This is a genomic window from Candidatus Planktophila lacus (assembly GCF_002287925.1).
In the GTDB taxonomy this organism is placed as follows: Bacteria; Actinomycetota; Actinomycetes; order Nanopelagicales; family Nanopelagicaceae; genus Planktophila; species Planktophila lacus.
Genome location: NZ_CP016769.1, coordinates 997,162 through 1,019,067 on the forward strand (window position 1 = coordinate 997,162; position 21,906 = coordinate 1,019,067).

Consider the following 21,906-nt stretch of genomic DNA (forward strand, 5'->3'; position numbering starts at 1 on the left):
TAAGTCTAAGCGAATTAAGCGGTAGCTGCTGCCACGCCAAATGGCGCAAGGTATGGAAGCCAACGCGTATCTGTGCGACCGGTGCCGAGAATTCTCCAGGCGGCACCAACTGGTTCGCGAGGAAGTGAGCGAAGTCTCCAACCTAATTCTTTCAGCGGCTTATCAGCTTTTAAGTGGTTGCACTTATGGCAAGCAGAGACAACATTTTCCCAGTTGTGACCACCGCCACGAGAGCGCGGAATCACGTGATCGATCGAAGTCGCAGGTGCGCTGCAGTAAACGCAACGCCCACCATCACGTGCAAATATCGCACGCCGTGAAAGTGGAACAGCATGGCGATAAGGAATCTTCACAAATTTATTTAAGCGAATAACAGATGGGAGTTCGATCTGGCCTTGCGAGAAATGTAAAACGCTGCCTGATGCTTCAACCATAGTTGCGCGAGTGTTGAGAACTAAGAGCAGCGCACGGCGTTCTGTAACAACACCTAGTGGTTCATAGGTGGCGTTTAGAACTAGCGAACGAGACATGGCTACCCCAGTTAATTCAGGCGCGTGGCTCGCGCCGATTGGTTTATCTTGCACTAATTTGGCGCGGATCGGGGTATTTGTAGGTCAATTTTAGGTAAAGAATTAGTTAGAGTTTGCGTTATGAGCGAGCAGACCCGCAATATCTTGGAATGGCTAAGCGGCGCCCCGCTTCGCGTCTTTAGCGTCCTGGTGGCGGCTTGGATCGCCCAAAGCATCGGCCACCGTGCAATCGTGAGAGCCGTTAACAAACTTGCGACCGCCGATTTAAAGCCAGGTCCAGGTTTTGCAAAACGCCAATCTGAGCGCGCCCGAACAACTGGTTCAGTACTCACTTCAATATTGAAAGCGGCGGTTTGGATCATTGCGATCGCCATGATCCTGGGCGAATTCGGATTTAACTTAGGCCCGGTAATTGCATCTGCAGGCGTCATCGGCGTTGCTATTGGTCTTGGTGCGCAAACACTAGTTCGCGATATCTTGTCAGGAATCTTTATGTTGATTGAAGATCAATATGGTGTTGGAGATCAGATCACAACTTTGGAGATTGAAGGCGTTGTTGAAAAGGTTGGCCTGCGCATCACAACGATTCGCGATAAAAAAGGCGTGCTTTGGTATGTGCGAAATGGTGAAATTTTAGTTATAGGGAATGCGTCTCAGAAGCATTAACCATGCCATGCGCTGCCATCTCTAAATATTCGCGCAGCTGCACGCGATGAATCTCTGACATCTCCATACCTTCAAGTGCGCCCATCGCACAATTAAGCCAAGCATCGCGCGCTGCTAAATCAATATGAAATCCGGCATGGCGCATACGTAGTCTTGGGTGTCCACGTTCATCAGAGTAAGTGGTTGGTCCACCCCAATATTGTTCTAAAAACATCTTTAGGCGAAGCGCTGCGCCATGCATATCTTTCTCGGGATACATGGGGCGCAAAATAGGATCTGTCGCGACTCGGGCGTAAAACTGCGAAACGAAGTCGTTGAAGAAAGGCTCTCCCCCAACTTCTTCGTAAAAGGTCGTCATGTTCGCAAGACCTTATCGTCAACACCTTTGGCGATCTGCAAAACGAAGTATGCGGTGATGATGCACATTGCACCGCTTATGTAGAAGGCAACTGCATAATCACCAAGCTGAACGCGCAAGATGGCGGCGCCGAAGGCAGCGATTGCTCCGCCAATTTGATGGCCTGTGAAAACCCAGCCGTAGACGATGCTGGCTCGTTCCGGTCCAAGGATTGCGCGGCAGAGCATTATTGTTGGTGGAACCGTCGCAACCCAATCAAGTCCGTAGAAGATAACAAAGACCAAGGTTGATGCATGAATGTCCGAGAATAAAATTGAAGGCAAAAGGAATAAAGAAAGCCCTCTTGTTCCGAAATAGAAGAAGAGTAGCTTTCTCGGGTCGTAACGATCAGTTAGCCAGCCACTGAAAACAGTTCCAATGACATCAAAAATTCCAACCATTGCAAGTAGCGAAGCAGCAAGTGTTGTTGGCATTCCGTGATCGTGCGCTGCAGGAATAAAATGCGTACCAATCAGACCGCTAGTGGAAAGTCCACAGACAAAGAATGACCCGTACAAATACCAGAAATCTTTCTTTTTAGCACTCTGCTTCAAAGTATCGATTGCTAGCGCGCCGGCACTTAACTCGCTCTTTACTGGTGGCTGCCAATCCGAATCGGCCCCGTATGGAAGGAGGCCAACTTCAGCGGGGCTCTCGCGCAAGAAGAAAAATATAAAAGGAACAACCAAGATTGCAAATGACGAGACTGTTATTGAGACGCTCTTCCAGCCATAAGTATTAGCAAGATGTGAAAGTCCAGGTAAGAAAATTAACTGGCCGGTTGCAGAAGCTGCGGTAAGGACTCCGGTTACTAATCCTCGTTTAGCGACGAACCAGCGGTTTGCAACTGTTGCGGCAAAGACCAACGCCATTGAACCGGTGCCAACGCCGACGATGACTCCCCAAGTAGCAATTAGCTGCCACGGCGCATGAATGAATATGGTGAGAAAGGCGCCAATTGAAATAGTTGTTAGCGCCGACATTACGACTCGTCGAATTCCAAACTTCTCCATAAGGGCTGCTGCAAAGGGTGACATCAGCCCAAAGAGAAGAACGTTTATCGCAACCGCTAAAGAAATATCTGAACGAGACCAGCCAAAGGCATCTTCAAGCGGAACGATTAGGACTGATGGCGCTGATCTAAACCCAGCCGTTGCCATAAGCGTTGCAAAGGTAACTGCAACGGCGATCCAGCCTGGGTGAATGCGGCGCGAAACTGGAGCCACTAATTACTCTCTTGATAACGTGAGAGGAATTCTCGCTCCGCATCGGTTAGCGGCCGTGACTTCTTGGTCTCCATTGAAACAGCAACTTGCACAGTTTTAATCTTTGCAAATACTTTGCCGCCGTCAGAGATTGTGTAGAGAAGAACAAACGAGGTGTTTCCGATTTTCTCAACAGTTATCTCTACATCCACAAACCGACCGCCTTCGTATATCGGTTCAACGAAATCAACTTCAGCGCGTGCAACAACCATCTCGATTAAAGAGGACTCTCGCATGGCTGCTGCGAATTCTTCAGTTGACCAGATAAAGCGCGCCTCTTGAGCAAAGGTTAAATACTTAGCGTTATTGACATGCCCCATGGCATCAAGGTCATCCCAACGAACAAATTGCTTATTGATGTATTTCATTAACGGGTTAGCTTTCGGTAGGTCGCACGGTGCGGACGCGCGGCATCTGCACCAAGGCGAGAGATCTTATTTTCTTCATAAGATTCGAAGTTTCCTTCGAACCAGAACCAACTGGAATCGCCTTCGTAGGCCAAGATATGTGTTGCTACACGGTCAAGGAACCAACGATCGTGAGAGATCACCACTGCACAACCCGGAAATTCCAGCAGCGCATTTTCAAGGGAACCAAGTGTTTCTACATCGAGATCGTTCGTTGGCTCATCGAGAAGTAATAGGTTTCCACCGAGCTTTAAAGTCAACGCCAAGTTCAAACGGTTACGTTCTCCACCTGAAAGTACGCCGGCTTTCTTCTGCTGATCAGGGCCCTTAAATCCAAATGCAGATACATATGCGCGAGATGGCATTTCAACTTGTCCGACCTTAATAAAGTCCAAACCGTCTGAGACAACCTCCCAAAGTGATTTCGTTGGATCGATTCCACCGCGTGACTGATCGACGTAGGCGATCTTTACAGTTTCACCAATCTTTACCGTTCCAGAATCTGGTTGCTCTAAACCTAAGATTGTTTTGAAGAGCGTTGTCTTTCCGGCACCGTTTGGCCCAATGACTCCAACGATTCCGTTGCGCGGCAAAGTGAATGAAAGGTTATCGATCAAGATGCGATCGCCAAATCCTTTAACCAAGTTTTCTACCTCAACAACAACATTTCCTAAACGTGGCCCAGGTGGAATTTGAATTTCATCAAAGTCCAACTTACGCATCTTGTCGGCCTCTGCCGCCATTTCTTCGTAACGAGCAAGACGCGCCTTTGATTTAACTTGGCGCCCCTTTGCATTCTGGCGAACCCATTCAAGTTCTTCAGTTAAACGCTTAGCGCGCTTGGCATCTTTCTGTCCTTCGATTTTCAGACGCGTTGCCTTGGTCTCGAGATAAGTTGAGTAGTTACCTTCATATGGATAAGCGCGACCACGATCGAGTTCGAGGATCCATTGTGCGACGTTGTCGAGGAAGTACCGATCGTGAGTAATCGCAACGACTGCGCCCGGATATTTATTTAAATGTTGTTCCAGCCATAAAACAGATTCGGCATCAAGGTGGTTTGTTGGTTCATCGAGAAGCAAAAGATCTGGGGCCTCTAACAACAACTTACAAAGTGCAACGCGGCGCTTTTCTCCACCAGATAAAACCTTTACATCGGCATCAGGTGGTGGACAGCGCAGGGCATCCATCGCCTGCTCAAGTTGTGAATCAAGCTCCCAGGCATTTCGGTGATCAAGCTTTTCCTGAAGGTCGCCCATTTCGGCAAGTAACTTGTCGTAATCAGCATCAGGCTGTGACATCTCATCGCTGATTGCATTGAAGCGATCGAGCATTGCAACAGTTTCGGCAACGCCCTCTTTAACGTTATCAATTACATTCTTCTCTTCATTTAAAATTGGTTCCTGCATCAAGATGCCGACGGTGTAACCAGGAGTTAGGTATGCCTCACCATTAGATGGTTGCTGTAAGCCGGCCATGATCTGCAAGACCGTTGACTTACCGGCGCCGTTAGGGCCGACCACGCCAATCTTTGCTCCGGGATAGAACATCAAGGTGACATCGTCGAGAATTACCTTTTCACCATGCGCTTTGCGCGCCTTTTTCATCGTGTAAATGAACTCAGCCATAGAGAAAACCTTAGTGGTTGATATCGGTACAATTAACTAACGACCTCTGCAGGCGCCTGTAGCTCAGTCGGATAGAGCACTCGCCTTCTAAGCGAGTTGTCGCTGGTTCGATTCCAGCCAGGCGCACATGACTACACCTTTGCCCCACCTGATCTGGATCGACTGCGAAATGACCGGACTCGACTTGGCATCTGATGCCCTAGTTGAGATTGCGGTCTTAGTGACCGATTCTGACCTCAATGTGATTGGTGACGGTGTTGATCTTGTGATTGCAACCACTCCTGAAAAGTTGGCTGGCATGAACGAGTACGTAACCCAAATGCATACGACTTCAGGGTTGATCACTGAAATTCCAAATGGAGTTACTGCAAGTCAAGCCGAAGATGCGATTATTAAATATCTCGAATCCACCGAAACTGTTGCGGGTAAATCACCACTGGCGGGAAATTCAGTTAGCGTCGATCGCAACTTCATCGCCCGCGATATGCCCCGCCTTAATGAATACCTGCACTACCGCACCGTCGATGTTTCATCGATTAAAGAGTTGGCAAGGCGTTGGTATCCCAAGACCTATTTCGCGGCCCCCGCTAAGACCGGCAACCATCGCGCGCTGGGTGATATCCAAGATTCGATCGCCGAACTGGCGTATTACCGCTCAACCTTGTTTATCCCGACCACTCCAGAGAACGGGTAAGAGTGGATAACGGGTACTATTGGATTTCAATCAGCACATGGTGGGCGTAGCTCAGCTGGTAGAGCACTCGGTTGTGGTCCGAGATGTCGCGGGTTCGAGCCCCGTCGCTCACCCCAAGTTTTTTCATTAACCAAACGAGAGCAGCAATTATGATCTTTGATGTAATCATCGAAATCCCGGCAGGATCTCGCAACAAATACGAAGTCGATCACGTAACTGGTGAGATCCGCTTAGATCGCATGCTCTTTACTTCAACTCGTTACCCATATGACTATGGCTATGTAAAGAACACTTTGTCGCAAGATGGCGACCCGCTTGATGCTTTGGTGATGCTTGATGAGCCAACTTTCCCGGGCTGCGTTGTCTCTTGCCGCGTAATTGGAATGTTAAATATGACTGATGAGGCAGGCGGAGATGACAAGTTGCTCTGCGTTGCAGCCGGCGATGTTCGCAAGTCATACCTGCAAGATCTAAGTGATGTCCCTGCTTACGAACTCTCTGAAATCAAACACTTCTTTGAGGTCTACAAAACTCTCGAACCTGGCAAGTCTGTACAAGGCGGCGAATGGGTTGGGCACGACGCTGCGGAGGAAGAAATCCACGCGTCATATAAGCGATATAACGAAACCCACTAAGACTCCCCTTTAGCATTACTCCATTGCTCGGCCACTCATTAGGCGGTGCAGATTTCGGAGAGCGCTGTGATTGATGTAAATACTGGTGATACCGCTTGGGTTCTAGCAAGCGCTGCCTTAGTTCTATTCATGACACCTGGTTTAGCGGTTTTCTATGGCGGCATGGTTCGCGCCAAGAGCGCGCTAAATATGATGATGATGTCTTTCGCTGCAATGGGCGTTACGACAATCATCTGGGTGTTATACGGATACTCATTAGCTTTCGGTAAATCAAATGGCGGTTTAATCGGAAACTTCGATCACATCGGTTTATCAAATACTTTAGATCAAGTCACCGGCGCTGAAGGTCATCAGATCCCAGTACTTGCTTTTGCAATGTTCCAATTAACTTTCGCGATTATCACCGTGGCACTTCTTTCCGGCGCTATTGCAGATCGTGCGAAATACGGCTCATGGGTTGTCTTTGTCGCAGTCTGGATCACCTTGGTTTATTTACCAATCGCGCACTGGGCTTTCGCCACACAAGGTGGTAACGGCGGATGGATCATCGACAAACTTGGCGCGCTCGATTTCGCTGGCGGAACCGTTGTTGAAATCAACTCCGGCGCGGCTGCTTTAGCCCTTGCACTAGTTCTCGGAAAGCGCGATGGTTTCAAGCGCGATCCAATGCGTCCTCACAACATGCCACTTGTTCTGCTCGGCGCAGGAATGCTCTGGTTCGGTTGGTTTGGATTTAACTCAGGTTCTGCGCTTTCTGCAGGTTCTCTTGCGGCAACAGCGATGATTAACACTCAGATTTCTACCGCTGCGGCAGCAATGACTTGGATCGCTTATGAAAAGAAGCGCGATGGCAAGGCAACAACTCTTGGCGTTGCATCTGGTGCAATCGCTGGAGCTGTAGCAATCACACCTGCCTGCGGTTACCTAAACCCAATGGGCGCGCTAGTTCTTGGACTAATTGCAGGTGTTGCATCTGCTTGGGCGGTAACTCGCAAATACAAGTTCGGATATGACGATTCACTAGATGTTGTCGGCGTTCACGGTGTGGGCGGGCTTATCGGAATGCTCTTTATCGGCTTGGCAGCAACAGTCACAGCCAATGCTGCAGGTAAAGACGGGCTCTTCTTTAGCGGCGGCACCGGCTTACTTCAATCACAAATAATCGCCATTGTGGCTGTTGCGACCTTCTCGTTCTGCGCAACATGGTTAATCGCAACCGTGATTTCAAAAACCATCGGCTTCCGAGCATTCCGCGACGACGAGCTAAATGGCCTCGATACGACTTATCACGCCGAATCGGCATATGACATAACCGGAAACTCAAACCGGTACTAGAGTTCAAACAAGAGAAGCGAGATAAATATGAAACTAATTACCGCAATCGTTAAGCCAGCAAAGGTCGATGACATCAAGGTTGCTCTACAGGCAGCCGGCGTTCACGGCATGACCGTCTCTGAAACGCGTGGCTTTGGCCGTCAAAAGGGCCACACCGAAATTTATCGCGGCGCTGAATACACAGTTGATTTCATTCCAAAGGTGCGCATCGAACTTCTTGCTGAAGATGCAGACGCTGCAAGCTTGGTCGACATCATTGCAAACACTGCCAATACCGGATCAATCGGCGATGGAAAGATCTGGGTTACTCCAGTTGAAACCGTTGTTCGTGTGCGCACTGGCGAGCGCGGAGCAGATGCTCTTTAATTTGTCGGTGCTTTAAAGCCTGGGCATTTAGCAAGCAGGGATTGCATCGCGGCCTTTTCAGGTGGTGTAACCCAAAGGCCATACTTCGCCTTCACGACTATTTGTTGTGACACATAAGCACATCGAATATTTTTTAGAGGCGGAAGCCAAGTCGCGGCATCTCCATCGCCCTTCTGCGAATTCAGCCGCCCCTTTACTGCCAATAAATTCATCGGGTCATTGGCGAATTCACGACGTTTCTCGTAACTCAACTTAAAGGCGCCGGTCTGCCAGGCATTTGATAACGCCACCACATGATCTATCTGCACATCCATGCTGGACTTCACGCCGCGTTCAAATGAGATCTTCTCCCCCGAATACGGATCAACCAATATCCCAGATATAACCACGCAATCGCGGGTCCCTGATTTGAAAACGATTGAAGTTAAATCACGAGACAAAATATCGTTGCGGGTATCGCAGCCATTGCGATCGACATCAGACCATGCCGGACCAAATTGCGATCTCTCATATCCAGTCTTTGGCGCTCGACCTTTAACGGCCAACGTTTCCAATACCGCTTCCGCTGTCTTGGTTGAAGCCTCAACTGGTACTTGACCCATGAAAACGCCTGCGGCCAATAGCACCGTAATACGTATCTGCCAGCGACTCATGTCACCATCTTCGCGTCAGCCGACGTGTTAGACAAGCCGCGCTGCCCTGATAGGGTCTGCTCTGCATTCAAACATTCGACCGTTTGAATGGGTTGTTAGCTCAGTTGGTAGAGCAGGTGACTCTTAATCACCGGGTCGGGGGTTCGAGTCCCTCACAACCCACTTAATAATTGTAAATGCTGCATGATTGATGAATTCTCAACATCACGTGAATGCGGATCGCAGGCAATGCGGTTATAGCATGTAGGAGAACTTAAAGACCAGTGCGTTCGAATGTACCCTCCTGACCAATGCAAATATAATGAAAACTCGTGAAATGAATCAAATTAGAGAGGCGTTCAAGAATGAGAATTAGATCAAAAATCAAAGCTATCCAAGTCAGATTTTACGATCTAATTAAAGTGACTTCCCTAGCTTCATTTCTTCGTTCGAGAAGTTACTCTCAATTCTGGGAAGACCGGTTGATTCTAAGGATGCTAAATTCAAACATTGGATCCTACGTCGACATTGGAGCCGGAGCACCTTCATGGGGGTCCAACACATACTTACTCTACAAAAGGGGCTGGAGAGGCGTGTGTGTTGACCCCATAAAATTCAATATAGATTTACACAAAATAATCAGGAGACACGATCGCCAGTATAAATCGGTAGTCTCGTCTGGGTCCTCCCAAATTCAATTTTACGAACTTTCTCCCTGGGAATTATCAACGACAGACGAATCCATTGCCCAACTACGCATAAGGGAAGGCGCTAGACATATTCAGAGTGGATTGCTAAATAGTATTTCTCTGGAGAAAATCTATGAGGAGAATCCAATCAAAAGACCTGCACTTCTAAGTATTGATGTCGAAGGTGCTGAAATGAGCGTGTTGCAAAGTAACAATTGGAGCAGATATTCCCCTGACATAATCTGCATCGAAGAATTGAATAATCCTCTTTCAGACTCAGAAATCAAGTCTTTCTTATCAAAAGTGGGGTATCAGATGGCAGCCTATAACGGAGTCTCATCAATTTACATTTGGACTAAAAGCGACCAATTGATTAATTCTTTAACTTAACTTTTTTTCCGTTTTAAGTTTGCATTTCTTAAAATAATTTCGTTAATTCTATAAAGTGATCCACTACTTGCCTACAAAAAAAAATCATTTGCCTTATCTTAACTTCTCTAGAATTGACAAATAACGCTGATCGGTATACTCATCGGCTATTGTTTTTTTCGCATTTACTTGAATTCTATTCTTGAACTCATCGTCTCGCTCTATCTCATCAATCCAGTGAATAAAAGAGAGTGAGTCAAGCTTAGAGATAATTCCATTAAATCCGTGGGTTATTGGAGAACCGCTATTCCAAGTGGTAATCACTACTTTCCCTATAGCCATGGCCTCTGTCACCACACGTGCACCACCTTCTGCGTATGAAGGAAAAATAAAGAGGTCTGTCGTTGACATTTCATCTGCTAATTCAGCTTCGGAAACCCATGACCTCTGACGAACATGTGGATTCGCAAGCAGATCACTCTTCACATTCGCTTTAACCTTACCCCAGTTGCCAATAAGTGTAATTTCAAAATCTTTATTTCTCGATCTGAGATTTTCCGCAATGTCGCGAATATGGTTTATTCCCTTACGCTCTTCTAAACCACCGGCAAATAGAATTCTTGTAGTTCCACCCTTATCAGCATGGGATGAGAGTTTCTTTGAGAAAATCGGAAGCGGAGGAAGGTACGCGACTACAATTTTCTCATCCGGTACTCCTGCGTACAGAAATGACTCTCTGACAAAATCGCTGTTTACGAGAATTCTATTTGCGCGATCAATATCCTTCAGAATCAATCGATCACACAAACTTAGATCAATTTTCTCAGTTAGACCGAATTTCCCTTCCTTGAGTAACGTAGGAATCGTCGAAGGATGAGCTAGTGAAGCATCGCAAACAAGCGTACGGTCTCCCTGTCTTATTCTGCTGCCAAAACCTGCTCTCACTAACAAGATTTCAGCGCCTGAATTTGGACTTCGACTAATTATGAAATTTGCAAAATATGAATGCAAAATAAATGAAAAACAATTAACAACATCAGCTAATTTAAATAGTTTTCTTTTATGCAAACTTCTTCCTAGCTGATAAACCAATTCCGTCACTGCGCTAGAGCGTCTAGGAAGATTCTCAACGTTTTCGATTCTAGAGTTAAATTTGTTGCGAATTCTTATCGGAAAAAGGGTTTCAAAAATCCGTTTCTGAGGAATATACGATGTTACTCCTACTCGCAAGAGATTCTGATCGCTGAGAATCCTCATTGTTCTCAGTAGATGGCTCTTCGAAACGCCAGTTACAACAGTAAATTGCTTCATTATAAATCTCTCTTCAAGAAGTCATACTGATCGAATTAATGCACTAGAACGTAGAAAAGTGTATCTAGTTAGGAGAATATCCTGTATACAAAACGCAATTACAATTCCAAGTAAACCAAATTTCGGTGCTAGATAGAATAGGGAAACAACTCCAATCAGAGAACTTAACAGGAAACGTTTCGCAATTCCTTCATGTTCATTCGCCGCAAAAAGGAAAACTGACCGATAATTCCAAGGTACATCAATTGCGACCGAGAGCAAAAATACGATGAATATCAATGGAGTGACAAGAGGGGCGTTTTTAAAATACTCGGAAATGATGAAATCTGAAGCGAGAGCTAGAATTGAAAAAGGAATAACCGTGCTGAAAATAAGTCGGTTTCGTATCTGAGACTTTAGACTTAATAATTGAATCTTGTTGCCCGAGAATATCTCGCGACTTAAGGTAGGTGAATAGCTAGTTAGTATCGCACTTGAGAGCTGTCTTATCACTCCCGTGGAAATCCTTAAAAGGCTCAAGGAAGCAACGAATTCTTTAGACATTATGACACCCAGGATTAAGTTCGATGCGTCAAACAAGAGTAGGGAGCCAACAGGCATGGCGAGGAAACCGAGACCCTTCCTTAGGTTCAAATGCAAGAAATCAACGATCTCCTTTACAGATCGCTGATTTGCCCTCCTAAAGGACAACCATTTTCGATTCAGAATAGAACCGACCGAAACAAAAACTAGTCGTGAAAGCAGCGTACTAATAGCCAGAGTTTCTATAGATGTTTGTAGAGTGATACAAATTACCAGCAAGATGGATTCGAGAATATAACTAAAAACAAGCACACCAAAACCTCTAGGATTAACGTGTGCGCGGGAGATTGCCTCGTTTAGTCGAATTATGACTTGTAGAACTAAACCAATGGCTATGTAAGAGAACAGGTTTCCGGAGTTAATTAGGGCGAGGAGCGTTCCATCGAGTACCAAAATAACTGTAATTAACGTAAGAGCTATCATGAAAGTGTACTTCCAGAGACATTCCAAGGTTTTTTCGGCCTCGAATTCCTTCCCTAATGAACGTAACCTTATGGCCTCATTGGTCACCGAATTGAACATGCCAAAATCGCATAAACTTATAATTGTTGACAGCGATAATGCAATTATCCATTCTCCATAACCATCCAAACCGAATTCACGAATGAAAAGAATCGGAATTCCAATCTGGAATAAAGTCATGAACAGTATGTATATCGCCCTTAGAGCGAGATACGTTTCCTCAGTTTTCAAATTTTTAATTCTTTTAATCATCAGAGCTACTATCCGAGTGTAGAGACTTTCCGAGACTGAGTAGCATCACAATCGTCAGAGGAATTAGGATTCGATACGTTTCACCATAGGGAGAAAACAGTACATTCCACATTCCACTCAAAGCTAAGTAGTAGAAAACAGGTTCGCGGTTTCGGATTCTCAAACTCTTGATATAGAGAAAACCTAGCCTAAGAGGAAATAGCATTCCTACAGCTCCAAACCATAGCCACCATTGAAGTAGCATCGAGTGAACTGGAATTCGATCGCCATATATCCTGTTTAATGGCGCCATGTCATAATGAATTCCAGCCTTTTCTAAAAAATTCAATATCTTTATTCTTAATTCTGGACTCATCTCCGCATAAGAACCGTGTCCCAAAATAGGAGAATCCGCTATTCCTCTCGCTGCAAAAATCAATTCGCTTCTGCTGTTGATGATTATATTTCCGCCCGATGATGTTTGTGCCAAATACTTGGATTGAGCTTTGACTCCCAAGGATCCGTTTTCCGCAAGGTTTGAGTAAACCGAAGAGAATGCGAAAATTACGATTGAAATAATTAATAGCGCCGGAAAAATTCTAGCGTTGTTAACAATTCTCGTGGATTTATTGTATTTTAAAAAGAAAAGTGGGAGTAATGTGAAAAGTGCTAAACTTCTTGCCCCTAAGGTTAGTGATACTGCGCTAAGAAGGGCTAGTGATACCAATGGCAAAAATCGAAATCTCCCGAATAATGGCAAGGAAATAAGCACCAAAATGGTTAACGTAACTGGGTATCCAATACCAAACTTCCAAATTTCACTCCGAGCATAAGTTGTGGGTTGAAGGAAGAAACCAGCCAATCCACCAAGCGAATATCCAAGCAACGCGACTCTAATCTCCATAGGCCTAAATTTTGTTAACAACGATACTCCGTAGAGGTTGGTCAAAGTAAATAGAATAAGAGAGAAACCTTTTAGCATCGAGATAGGTAAGGTTCCCGATATCATGTCAACAAATATCTGTCCTATTAGGGCTAACATCAACAATCCAACAAGTGGTTTAAGCCTTTTCGTTGTAGGCGCAATCTTCCCTTCAACGCTATGAAAAAGAAAAACAATAAATAGCAACAACTCGACTAAGAGAAATCTACCAAAAAAATTAACGGAATAAAATGAGAAAAACATCATTATAAATATGAAAACGAAGCGCTTGGTGTTCGGTTTTTGTAAATAACTTAAATCATTCGAATCCCCACCACGTCTGAAATTTTCCACAATATCTCCGAATGATAGAAAATGAAGGATATGATAGCCGCATGAGTGAAAGAAGACTAGACCCAAACTTGCAAATCTCAGTTTTAATGCTCGCAAAGAATAAAGAAAAGTACCTTGGACAAGCGGCATTGTCAGTCTTGGAAGATAGAGGCGTTCAATTGGTTTTGATTGAACCTGGTTCAATTGACGATTCTCGAAAAATCTGTGAAAAATTCAAGAGAGAACGCACGGGACAAGTTTCTCTTATTACCAAAAGCGACAAATCAGCTTCAGAGGGCCTCAACAATGGTTTAAATGTTGCACGAGGATCTATTGTTGGCGTACTTAATGGCGATGATGTTTATCTCCCGGGTGCATTAGGCCATGTTTCTAATTACTTTATGAGGAATCCACAAGTTGATGTTCTACTTGCCTGCGGCTTTTTGATAAATGAAAATTCTGGCAAATGGAAATTTGTCTTACCGTCAAAGATTTCCAAGAAAGCACTTGGTCTGGGTCAACATGGAAGTTTGACTTTTTTTCATCAAGGAATGTTTTATAGAAAGGATAAATTCCCAAAGGTAAGATTTAATCCTGGAAATCGTATCAACTGGGATAAAGAATTCTTGATTGAACTATGGACCCAAGGAGCCCGATTCGGATATTGTGATATTCCAGTTGCCATATTTAGACTCAATAATGATTCAATCACCTCGCGAGGATTTTCAAAAGCTTCCCTAGACGCAAACACAGCAGAACTTGATCGACTTCTACAATTTGACAGCAATAGTTTCTTCGCACCAATATTAGGACTCTTTTTTAGAATTTCAAAAGCTTTTTTTCTTGCGCGACATACACTTAAAATTCATACGTCTTCATTTCAAATGAGTGAGACTATCTCGGAGAATCAATGATGAAATCACAATATCTAATCGATAATGAAAGACTCTTAAAATTAACTCAGGTATCGGCCTCATTAGACAATAAACTTGGTGGGCCTGTACAGGTTGTAAACCATGTCTCACGGCTTCTTGAAGAAATTTGCGATCACGAGTTGATAGTATTTGGGACTGAACATTCGTCTACAAAGAGGACGTTTTCTGTTCCAACATTTAGGCAGAATAGGTATGGACTTTTTTTCGGGAAGTTGAAAACTCCTACCCGCACCCAAATTCGTACATCAGATGTCCTCTTGGTTCATGGATTCTACTTGTATTCAACATTGGTGACTATCGCGCTTGCAAAGAATAGTCGAATTTTCGTTATGCCTCACGGTTCTCTTGAGCAATATCAAAACAGTGCTGGAAGATTTCGAAAAATAGTTTTTGATGTTTTTTTTCGGGCCCTTGCGTTTTTTCGAAATGTTGCATTTGTTGTTGGTTCACCAGATGAAATTATTGGGGTTAGGGATAAATTCAAGAAGTATCCGGTTCATGTTTTGGGGCTTGGGATAGATGAGGTTCCTGAAAATTATCTCCGTAAAAATGGCCTTCAGGAATCAATCAGATTACTCTCCTTTTCACGAATTGCTGAAAAAAAGAGGGTGGATCTATCTATTGAAGCGGTCAGAGTGCTGCGAGAAGAAGGGGTCGATGCAAGATTGACTATCGCAGGTGTTGGGAGCGATCAACTTGTTAAGGAATTAAGAGATCTTGTTGAGCTTTACAATCTCGACTCGTTTGTAGACTTCATCGGATTTGTGGATGGTGAAGATAAAAACAATGTATACATGAATTCCGATATTTTTTTATTACCGAGCGAGAACGAAAACTTCGCAGTGGCCGTCGCAGAATCAATTGCGCGACAAGTACCAGTGGTTGTCTCTGATCGCGTTGCTATGCACCGATTTGTTGAAAGATATAAAACCGGTATTGTCATCGAAAAACTTGATGTGAGTTTATTAGTAAAGGCTATTAAAGAGATTATTTCCAATCATAACATTTATTGGCAGGGTTGCCTCAATTCGCGTCATTTGCTTTTTTGGGACAACGTATTTGAAGAATGGAAGCGTATTTTGCTTACAACGAAAGAAGCGAGAAAATAGTGTTGGGTTTGACTGTTGTTATCTTCACAAAGAATGAAGAGAGCAATATTCGTGAATGCATCGATTCCGTGAAGGACTTCTCTCCAGTTTTAGTTATCGATTCGAATAGCTCAGATTCAACGAGAGAAATTGCACACTCTCTAGGCGCTAGCGTAATTGAATTTGAATGGAACCGGCAATATCCGAAGAAGCGACAATGGACTTTGGATCAATTTTCCGATGGAAATAGTTGGATTTTATTCTTGGATGCAGATGAACGGATGTCAATGACATTGCAACAAGAACTGGAGATTTTCCTGACTGGAGATAATGATGCATTTGCTGGGGGATTAATTGAACTTGATTATTATTTTGCTGGAAAGCGCCTTCGGTTTGGTCAAAGACCAAAAAAACTAGTACTGCTTCGAGTTGGCAGTGTCTCATATCCAATTATTGATGATCTGAATTCTGAAGGCATGGGCGAACTGGAAGGGCATTACCAGCCCAAAGTTAATGGAAAGACCAGAAAATTTAAGTCCCGAATCGTGCATAATGACAAGGACCCAATTTCAACTTGGATGACCAGGCACGTCAATTACGCTAAGTGGGAGGCTCATCTCATGCAAAATTTAGTGGAAAAGTACAGAGTTGATTCATCCAAAGGGATGGTGGCTTCCGCTGCACACAGATTACCCGCGAGGCCGTTATTATTTTTTATTTATTCTTATGTGTTGAAATTTGGATTCTTAGATGGGAAAGCCGGCTTTGATTATGCATTTGCAAAATCTTGGTACTACTGGCTAAGCGCTGTAATTGCTAGAGAAAAAAAGCAAAGTGAACGTTAAGCGTAGGCTTACTGATTTTAAAGGTTCCAGGCTATCGCTTGGTCGAAAAATCACCATGGGACTATGGTTATGCTGCCAATATTTTATATTTAGATTTACTTTCCTTCCATCGGTCATTAGGACCGTAATACTCCGAACATTCGGCGCGTCTGTCGGGAGTGGAGTTTTAATCCGCCGCGGTGTGCGAGTTCATATCCCTTGGAATCTTGAAATCGGAGATGACTGCTGGATTGGTGAGGAAGTTTGGTTCATCAACCACGAAAAGATAACTATCGGTTCAAATGTCTGCATCTCGCAGAGATCGATCATCTGCTCAGGTGGTCATGACTATCGAAGCGCTTCGCTTGAATATGCTCATAAGCCAGTAGTGATTAAAGATGGTGCATGGGTTTGTTTGGATGCCAAGGTGCTACCGGGAGTCACGATTGGTGAGTGCTCTGTGGTTTCTGCGGGCGAGATTGTGCGTAAGTCTTTGCCGGATTATTCAATGTTGGTTGGTGGGCAAGTTCGCCAGATAGATCCGCCTAAGTAGATTAGTGATGTCTCGAGTATTACTTGTAACAACCAATTACTGGCCTGAGCCTACTGGGATTGCTGTTTACACAACAGACTTGGCGGAGTTGCTGCAGAAAGATGGTTTTGAAGTATCGGTCCTCACAAGTCTGCCGCACTATCCATGGTGGAAGATCCCAAGTGAGTTTGCTCATTTAACTGAAGGTGTATCTCGACATGAATCAGTTGAGCTAATTAGAGCTAAGCATTTGATACCGCCGAAGATGAATGCGCTGGTGAGAATTAGATTTGAGAGTTCGCTGTGGTGGAATTTGAGAAGGGTCTCAAAGCGCTTGGTGGGTAATGACTTTGATGCGGTTATCGCGTGTATTCCAACTGTGGCTGCCGGTGTTGTGGGAAAGAGTATTGCGAAGAAGTTAGGTGTTCCGTTTTGGCTAATCGTTCAGGATTTATCTGGAGCTGGTGCGAAGCAGTCGGGGCTTAAAGGCGGTGCGTTGATTTCAAAAATTGCACTTGCTGTTGAGGGGTCGGTGCTTAAGGCGGCGGATTCGATGGTGGTCGTATCCCCTGCGATGCGCGATGTGGTTTTGGGCTTTGGGGTTGCCTCGACAAAGGTTTCGCAGATTACGAATTACGCGGCTAGGAATATTGAAAACGTGAATAGAGATTTGGCGCGTGCCGGTTTAGGTTGGGCAAGTGAAGACTTTGTTGTGATCCATACCGGCAATATGGGGGCGAAACAGGGCTTAGAGAATGTAGTTGAGGCGGCCAAGGCGCTTGGTGCGGATGCAAAGGTAAAGGTTTATCTGGTCGGTCATGGCAACCAAGAAGCGAATTTAAAGACGTTATGTGAAGGTATTGAAAATATCTCTGTGGTGGCGGCGGTTGCAGATGATCAGTATTCGGCGTTGTTAGCAGCAGCTGACTTACTGCTGGTTAATGAGCGCAGTACGCAGATGGAGATGAGTTTGCCGAGCAAGTTGACCTCGTATTTATATAGCGAGCGCCCAGTGATTGCTGCTGTGCCAAGGGGTGGGGCGACTTGGAAGTTCTTAGATGGCATCGCTGAATTGGTGGAGGCAGGAGATCCCAAGGCGTTGGCGAAGAAAATTTTGGAGTTGAAGGCAGATCCAAAGCGATGCGCTGAATTGGCAGATAAGGGGAGCTTATTTGCCGCCAAGAATCTAAGCCCCGAAGTTGGTCGGGCGAAATATCTTGAATGGGTCGGCAAACTCATCGTTTCCAAGTAAAAACCGATAAGTACCCCTTATTAGGTTGGGGCACCGCGCATAAACTTGCGACCTACCCCTTGGAGATTTATGACTACTGGTTTTAGAGCACGCGTGCTGATCGCAGAAGATGAGGAGTTCACCCTCGGTCTGTTGCGTGAAGTGCTTGAGGGTGCAAACTTCCAGGTGGAAGCGGTTACAAATGTGGCCGATGCGATTGCGCGCGTTGGGTCATTTGATCCGCATGCGGTGATTACAGATTTGAACTTTGGCGTTACTGGGCCTAGTGGGGCCGACCTTCTGCAATTTATCGAGAAGGAGCATCCATGGATTGGCAAGGTTGTGCTGACTTCGCACGCCTCCCCTGCGTTGGCGATTCCCAATGGAGTAGCGCTGCCGGCAGGTGTTACCTACCTCGTTAAATCTCAGTTGGGTTCTATTTCGGATTTGGTTGCCGCAGTCGAAGATTCTATTTCTCATTCGTCAAGCGAGATTGAAAAACCAGTCATTGAGAATGATCGCATTGTTATCAGCGCTACGCAGGGTGAGATTTTATTGTTGCTGGCTGAGGGTTACACCAATGCCGCTATTGCGAGAAAACGTGGCACATCCCTGCGCGCGGCAGAGACTTTGGTGCAGCGGACTTTTTCAAGCTTGGGACTTAAGAACGATGAAGATTTTAATCCGCGCGTTCTGGCTGTGCGCATGTGGCAACAAGGAAAAGTAGTCGTGAAGTGAAATTTGCACTGCAAAGGTTTCGCTACGCAGCAACTGGGCGCTGGGCTATATCTATACGAACGTATTTGGCTGTTGTCTTTCCTTTCGGTTACCTAACTTCAATTGAGCGCGAGGAGCTGCTCAATGCAAGATCAATTTCGCAGGCCGCGGTGATAGCACTTGGTGGTGAGTTGGCTTGTGCGCTCTATCTATTTGTGGCGCAGGCGCTATTGCTGGGAAATCGAACCCGAGAATTGCAGCCGCTTTGGAAATGTGTTTTTGTGTGGTTTAGCGCTGGATTGGTACGTGGACTATTCACCGCAGTAAATGCGAAACTGGGATTTGACCAGAGTTATCACTTAGGTGTTCGCCTGCCGGCTGCAATTTTCTACACAGGTGTTGCCATGGCTCTTGCCGCTTTTTACTTTGGGACTATCGAGCGCAGGCGAATGGAAGCGCGTGCCTTGAGCTCCTTAGGACGCGTGCTTGAGCAGGAGGAGTTGGGGCTGACCGAAATTGAATCCCAGACACGTTTGAGCGCGATCGCTGTGATTGAAGATCAGTTGCTACCGCAGGTGAGTCAATTACGTAATGGCATTAAAAACATGTTGGCTACTAAATGGGCATCTGGTTCTCAAGATGTGGAAGATAAAACCTTGGAAGATTTATATCAACAGAGCCTAGGTCTTTCTCGCTCGCTGGAAGAACAGAAAAAGTCTTATGGGGTTTATAGATTAGATAAGAGTTTTGAAAAAGAGAATGAAAGTTCATTTACTTATCTTTCCTCTTTGCTACCCAGGGTTATCTCTATCCGGGTAACGTTTGTTATGGTTCTTGTTGGAAGCTTCACTGGACAGTTCGCGCGCAATGGCTTTGATGGCGTGATTGCTGGCGCGATAGGCGCCACAATCATTACTTTATATTTACTGCCGTTCTCACAATTACTTAAGAGAAAATTGCTAAGCCCATGGATTATTTATCCATTTGCTTACATAGGCGTATTTTTCGTACAGGGCGCTTTTAATTATCTTCAGCCAACCGTTGGGATTTCTCTGGACTACCCATTTCCTGCTTGGTATTCGGGAATTAAAACAACATATGGCGTTTTTATCGCTTCTATTATTGCCTCTCTGATTATTGCCGTGCAAGGTGATTTTGAGGGTAAATCTGAGAGAGGTATAAACCTAAGTCAGAAAGTCGAAAGGATAAGTGCTAGTACTCAATATCTCGAAGATTCTGTTTTTGCAAGCCGCTATGGCACTCTTCAAGGCAAGATCACTGGAGTAACCATGGCACTTCATTTAATGAGCGGAATGACGAATGTCAGCAGTGAGAGAAAATCTAAGTTGCTATCCGAGGCCAATGAAATGTTGGCAAACAGTATTAACGAAATTGAACGTCTAAGAGCTCGAATATGAATCTTATGCAATTTTCCAGTGAAGCAAAATCAATTATTAAACTACTGCCTAAGACACTGATCAGCATGAAAGTGTTTCTGTGGACTTACCCAATATCGGTTGGACTTTCAGTATTTCTAGCACCAGATAATTTCTCAAACTTTAAGAATTCTCTCTTATGGATCTTTGTTGGGTTCGCCGCCCACAGCGCAATGTTGCCATTTGTGATCTACGGCAAGAATCAAGGACGGCTACCTGAGCAGATTTTCTTGGTCTTGGCTATGGGCGCAACCCGGGGCGCAGTTTTAGTTCTTCTACCCCCAATTTTAAATCTGGAAGACTCGCTCTCTGCATTTGCTCGAATAACTAACTCAACAGTCGCTGTTTTTTACTGGTTTCAAGCTGGCTCAATTATCGTCCAGTATGGATCAACATTTAGATCGCGTATTAAGGACCTAATTAAAGAGTTACTTGAAAAGAAGATAGTTGATATGCCAACTGCCGCAAAATCTAGTTCGAATCAGTTGATAGCCGTAATTGGACATTTGCAAGCGAAGATAATTGAAACAGTGGGTTCAGCCCCATCAAAGGAAGAAATTGTTCGGGCATCAAACGATATTGATAAATTGATTACAGAACATATACGCCCATTATCTAAATCAAGTTGGAAAGATGGCGAGTTGACTTGGATTCGAGCAGGATTCTTGTCAGTTATTCGCCGAACTTTAACCACAGAAAGAATTCCTGTAACTGGCGTAATTCTGCTGACTTTGCCATTTTCATTCCTTACACAAAGTAGTCGTGTTGGAGTTTTTACTACCCTCGTTGTACTTACGATTTGGATATCTATAACTATTTTTGCTGATCGAATAATCTATAAGGATCTTCGTCAAAGTGATTATTTAAAGGTGAATCTGCAATTCTTGGGCTCCCTAGTTTTCTTTGCCTACCCGATAACCTTCTTTTTTCAGTTAGTCCTGCCGATCAGCCGTGATCCATCGCTAGCGCTAATGATTTTAGGATATTTACTAAGTATGGTCACACAGTTAACTTTATTTGCCGTGAGTACTCTTCTAGTTGCACTTTATGATGATCAAGAATTTGCGTTTGAATTTCTGAGAGATTTAATTAGGCGCGGTGAGTTGGAAGAGTTCCTCATAAAGACCAAAGAGGGAGGTGGTGACGAATACTTTGCTCAGTACGTTCATGCAGAGGTTCAATCTCAACTTCTGGCTTGTAAATTACTTTTATTGAAGGCAGCGGAGTCAGATTTCGATCTTTTCCCGCCTGAAATCACCGCACAGATAATTGACCGAATGGAAAAGATAAAGCAGCCTTACCAAAGACTTGCTTCTCGCGTTCCTGCCCAGAGGATTGAGGAGTTGAGTAAATCTTGGGCCGGATTGGCAGAGATATCCCATGATCTACCACCCAAACTAAGTCAAGTAACGCCCAACAGTGATGTGATTTCTCAGCTAATCGAGGAGGCCGTTGTTAACTCGATACGGCATGGTGGAGCAAGGAAAATCTCTGTCTCTGCAAAAACGCTACCAGCGGGAATTGAGGTGACGATCAGCGATAATGGAAACATGTCACCAGCATCTGACGTTACCTCCGGGTTAGGTTCAATTCTATTTGATACTTTCACTAAAAACTGGAGTCGAGTCCGAGAAGGAAATACAACAGTTGTAACTTTTTTAGTAGAAGACTTGCTGGATAGGTAATTTA

At 44.8% G+C, this 21,906-nt stretch carries 22 protein-coding genes and 3 tRNA genes; 17 read left to right on the forward strand and 8 right to left on the reverse strand.

Translation table 11 applies throughout. The annotated features are described in order from the left end of the window. Positions 1-14 precede the first annotated feature (14 nt). Entirely contained in the window at positions 15-530 is a 516-nt protein-coding gene (locus A1s21148_RS04985) for an HNH endonuclease (RefSeq protein ID WP_095671342.1), read from the reverse strand. Between the two features lie 120 nt (positions 531-650). Between A1s21148_RS04985 and A1s21148_RS04990 the strand changes: the two genes are divergently transcribed. Further along, positions 651-1,196 carry a mechanosensitive ion channel family protein gene (locus tag A1s21148_RS04990; protein ID WP_095671343.1) on the forward strand — a complete coding sequence of 182 codons (546 nt, stop codon included), beginning with the start codon at positions 651-653 and terminating at the stop codon, positions 1,194-1,196. Here the strand turns inward: A1s21148_RS04990 and A1s21148_RS04995 are convergent. The 4 genes from A1s21148_RS04995 to ettA are packed head-to-tail and all read right to left on the reverse strand — an operon-like array spanning position 1,168 to position 4,893. Beyond that, positions 1,168-1,554 carry a globin gene (locus tag A1s21148_RS04995; RefSeq protein WP_095671344.1) on the reverse strand — a complete coding sequence of 129 codons (387 nt, stop codon included), beginning with the start codon at positions 1,552-1,554 and terminating at the stop codon, positions 1,168-1,170. The genes A1s21148_RS04990 and A1s21148_RS04995 overlap by 29 nt on opposite strands. Continuing rightward, positions 1,551-2,819 (reverse strand): MFS transporter, encoded by a 1,269-nt coding sequence (locus A1s21148_RS05000; RefSeq protein WP_223299363.1) that lies wholly within the window; start codon positions 2,817-2,819, stop codon positions 1,551-1,553. Before A1s21148_RS05000 ends, A1s21148_RS04995 begins: the two co-directional genes overlap by 4 nt. After that, positions 2,819-3,226: an acyl-CoA thioesterase gene (locus tag A1s21148_RS05005; RefSeq protein ID WP_095671345.1), complete on the reverse strand. Its 408-nt coding sequence runs from the start codon at positions 3,224-3,226 to the stop codon at positions 2,819-2,821. Before A1s21148_RS05005 ends, A1s21148_RS05000 begins: the two co-directional genes overlap by 1 nt. Next, positions 3,226-4,893, reverse strand: coding sequence for an energy-dependent translational throttle protein EttA (gene ettA, locus A1s21148_RS05010; protein ID WP_095671346.1), 1,668 nt, complete (start codon positions 4,891-4,893; stop codon positions 3,226-3,228). The genes A1s21148_RS05005 and ettA overlap by 1 nt, the downstream gene beginning before the upstream one ends. 52 nt (positions 4,894-4,945) lie before the next feature. On the opposite strand from ettA, the gene A1s21148_RS05015 reads away from it, so the two are divergent. The 6 genes from A1s21148_RS05015 (at position 4,946) to A1s21148_RS05040 (ending at position 7,923) form a co-directional block, all read left to right on the forward strand. Then, positions 4,946-5,019: transfer RNA gene (locus A1s21148_RS05015), tRNA-Arg, on the forward strand. A gap of 1 nt (position 5,020) precedes the next feature. Beyond that, the gene (gene orn / locus A1s21148_RS05020) at positions 5,021-5,587 is read left to right on the forward strand and encodes an oligoribonuclease (protein ID WP_095671347.1); all 567 of its coding nucleotides are present in this window, start codon (positions 5,021-5,023) and stop codon (positions 5,585-5,587) included. A 40-nt stretch (positions 5,588-5,627) separates the two neighbouring features. Next, positions 5,628-5,703 (forward strand) — tRNA-His (locus A1s21148_RS05025). A gap of 33 nt (positions 5,704-5,736) precedes the next feature. Next, positions 5,737-6,222, forward strand: coding sequence for an inorganic diphosphatase (locus A1s21148_RS05030; protein WP_095671348.1), 486 nt, complete (start codon positions 5,737-5,739; stop codon positions 6,220-6,222). 45 nt (positions 6,223-6,267) lie between these two features. Further along, a complete protein-coding gene (locus tag A1s21148_RS05035; RefSeq protein WP_223299364.1) occupies positions 6,268-7,557 on the forward strand; it encodes an ammonium transporter in 1,290 nt (429 codons plus the stop codon). Between the two features lie 27 nt (positions 7,558-7,584). Continuing rightward, complete coding sequence (locus tag A1s21148_RS05040) at positions 7,585-7,923, forward strand: P-II family nitrogen regulator (RefSeq protein WP_095671349.1); 339 nt, start codon at positions 7,585-7,587, stop codon at positions 7,921-7,923. Here A1s21148_RS05040 and A1s21148_RS05045 read toward each other — a convergent pair. Beyond that, positions 7,920-8,576, reverse strand: coding sequence for an HNH endonuclease family protein (locus tag A1s21148_RS05045; RefSeq protein WP_095671350.1), 657 nt, complete (start codon positions 8,574-8,576; stop codon positions 7,920-7,922). The two genes, A1s21148_RS05040 and A1s21148_RS05045, sit on opposite strands and share 4 nt — an antisense overlap. 89 nt (positions 8,577-8,665) lie before the next feature. Between A1s21148_RS05045 and A1s21148_RS05050 the strand changes: the two genes are divergently transcribed. After that, positions 8,666-8,738 (forward strand) — tRNA-Lys (locus A1s21148_RS05050). A 182-nt stretch (positions 8,739-8,920) separates the two neighbouring features. Next, the gene (locus tag A1s21148_RS05055; protein ID WP_095671351.1) at positions 8,921-9,634 is read left to right on the forward strand and encodes an FkbM family methyltransferase; all 714 of its coding nucleotides are present in this window, start codon (positions 8,921-8,923) and stop codon (positions 9,632-9,634) included. A gap of 93 nt (positions 9,635-9,727) precedes the next feature. Here A1s21148_RS05055 and A1s21148_RS05060 read toward each other — a convergent pair whose 3' ends face one another. Beyond that, positions 9,728-10,924, reverse strand: coding sequence for a glycosyltransferase family 4 protein (locus A1s21148_RS05060; RefSeq protein WP_095671352.1), 1,197 nt, complete (start codon positions 10,922-10,924; stop codon positions 9,728-9,730). Between the two features lie 1,288 nt (positions 10,925-12,212). Beyond that, a complete protein-coding gene (locus tag A1s21148_RS05070; RefSeq protein ID WP_190276867.1) occupies positions 12,213-13,475 on the reverse strand; it encodes a WHIM1 domain-containing protein in 1,263 nt (420 codons plus the stop codon). 41 nt (positions 13,476-13,516) lie between these two features. Here A1s21148_RS05070 and A1s21148_RS05075 point away from each other — a divergent pair, with 41 nt between their 5' ends. The 8 genes from A1s21148_RS05075 (at position 13,517) to A1s21148_RS05110 (ending at position 21,902) form a co-directional block, all read left to right on the forward strand. Beyond that, complete coding sequence (locus tag A1s21148_RS05075) at positions 13,517-14,368, forward strand: glycosyltransferase (RefSeq protein WP_190276868.1); 852 nt, start codon at positions 13,517-13,519, stop codon at positions 14,366-14,368. Positions 14,369-14,679: 311 nt separating this feature from the next. Continuing rightward, positions 14,680-15,498 carry a glycosyltransferase gene (locus tag A1s21148_RS05080; protein ID WP_190276869.1) on the forward strand — a complete coding sequence of 273 codons (819 nt, stop codon included), beginning with the start codon at positions 14,680-14,682 and terminating at the stop codon, positions 15,496-15,498. After that, the gene (locus A1s21148_RS05085) at positions 15,456-16,322 is read left to right on the forward strand and encodes a glycosyltransferase family 2 protein (protein ID WP_095671357.1); all 867 of its coding nucleotides are present in this window, start codon (positions 15,456-15,458) and stop codon (positions 16,320-16,322) included. The genes A1s21148_RS05080 and A1s21148_RS05085 overlap by 43 nt, the downstream gene beginning before the upstream one ends. 181 nt (positions 16,323-16,503) lie before the next feature. Continuing rightward, positions 16,504-16,854, forward strand: coding sequence for an LbetaH domain-containing protein (locus A1s21148_RS05090; RefSeq protein WP_095671358.1), 351 nt, complete (start codon positions 16,504-16,506; stop codon positions 16,852-16,854). 7 nt (positions 16,855-16,861) lie between these two features. Then, positions 16,862-18,085, forward strand: a complete 1,224-nt coding sequence (locus A1s21148_RS05095) for a glycosyltransferase family 4 protein (RefSeq protein WP_095671359.1) — start codon at positions 16,862-16,864, stop codon at positions 18,083-18,085. A gap of 69 nt (positions 18,086-18,154) precedes the next feature. Next, on the forward strand, positions 18,155-18,802 hold the full coding sequence (locus tag A1s21148_RS05100; protein WP_095671360.1) for a response regulator: 648 nt from the start codon (positions 18,155-18,157) through the stop codon (positions 18,800-18,802). Next, positions 18,799-20,199 carry a hypothetical protein gene (locus tag A1s21148_RS05105; RefSeq protein ID WP_095671361.1) on the forward strand — a complete coding sequence of 467 codons (1,401 nt, stop codon included), beginning with the start codon at positions 18,799-18,801 and terminating at the stop codon, positions 20,197-20,199. The genes A1s21148_RS05100 and A1s21148_RS05105 overlap by 4 nt, the downstream gene beginning before the upstream one ends. Next, the gene (locus tag A1s21148_RS05110; protein WP_095671362.1) at positions 20,196-21,902 is read left to right on the forward strand and encodes an ATP-binding protein; all 1,707 of its coding nucleotides are present in this window, start codon (positions 20,196-20,198) and stop codon (positions 21,900-21,902) included. Before A1s21148_RS05105 ends, A1s21148_RS05110 begins: the two co-directional genes overlap by 4 nt. Positions 21,903-21,906 lie beyond the last annotated feature (4 nt).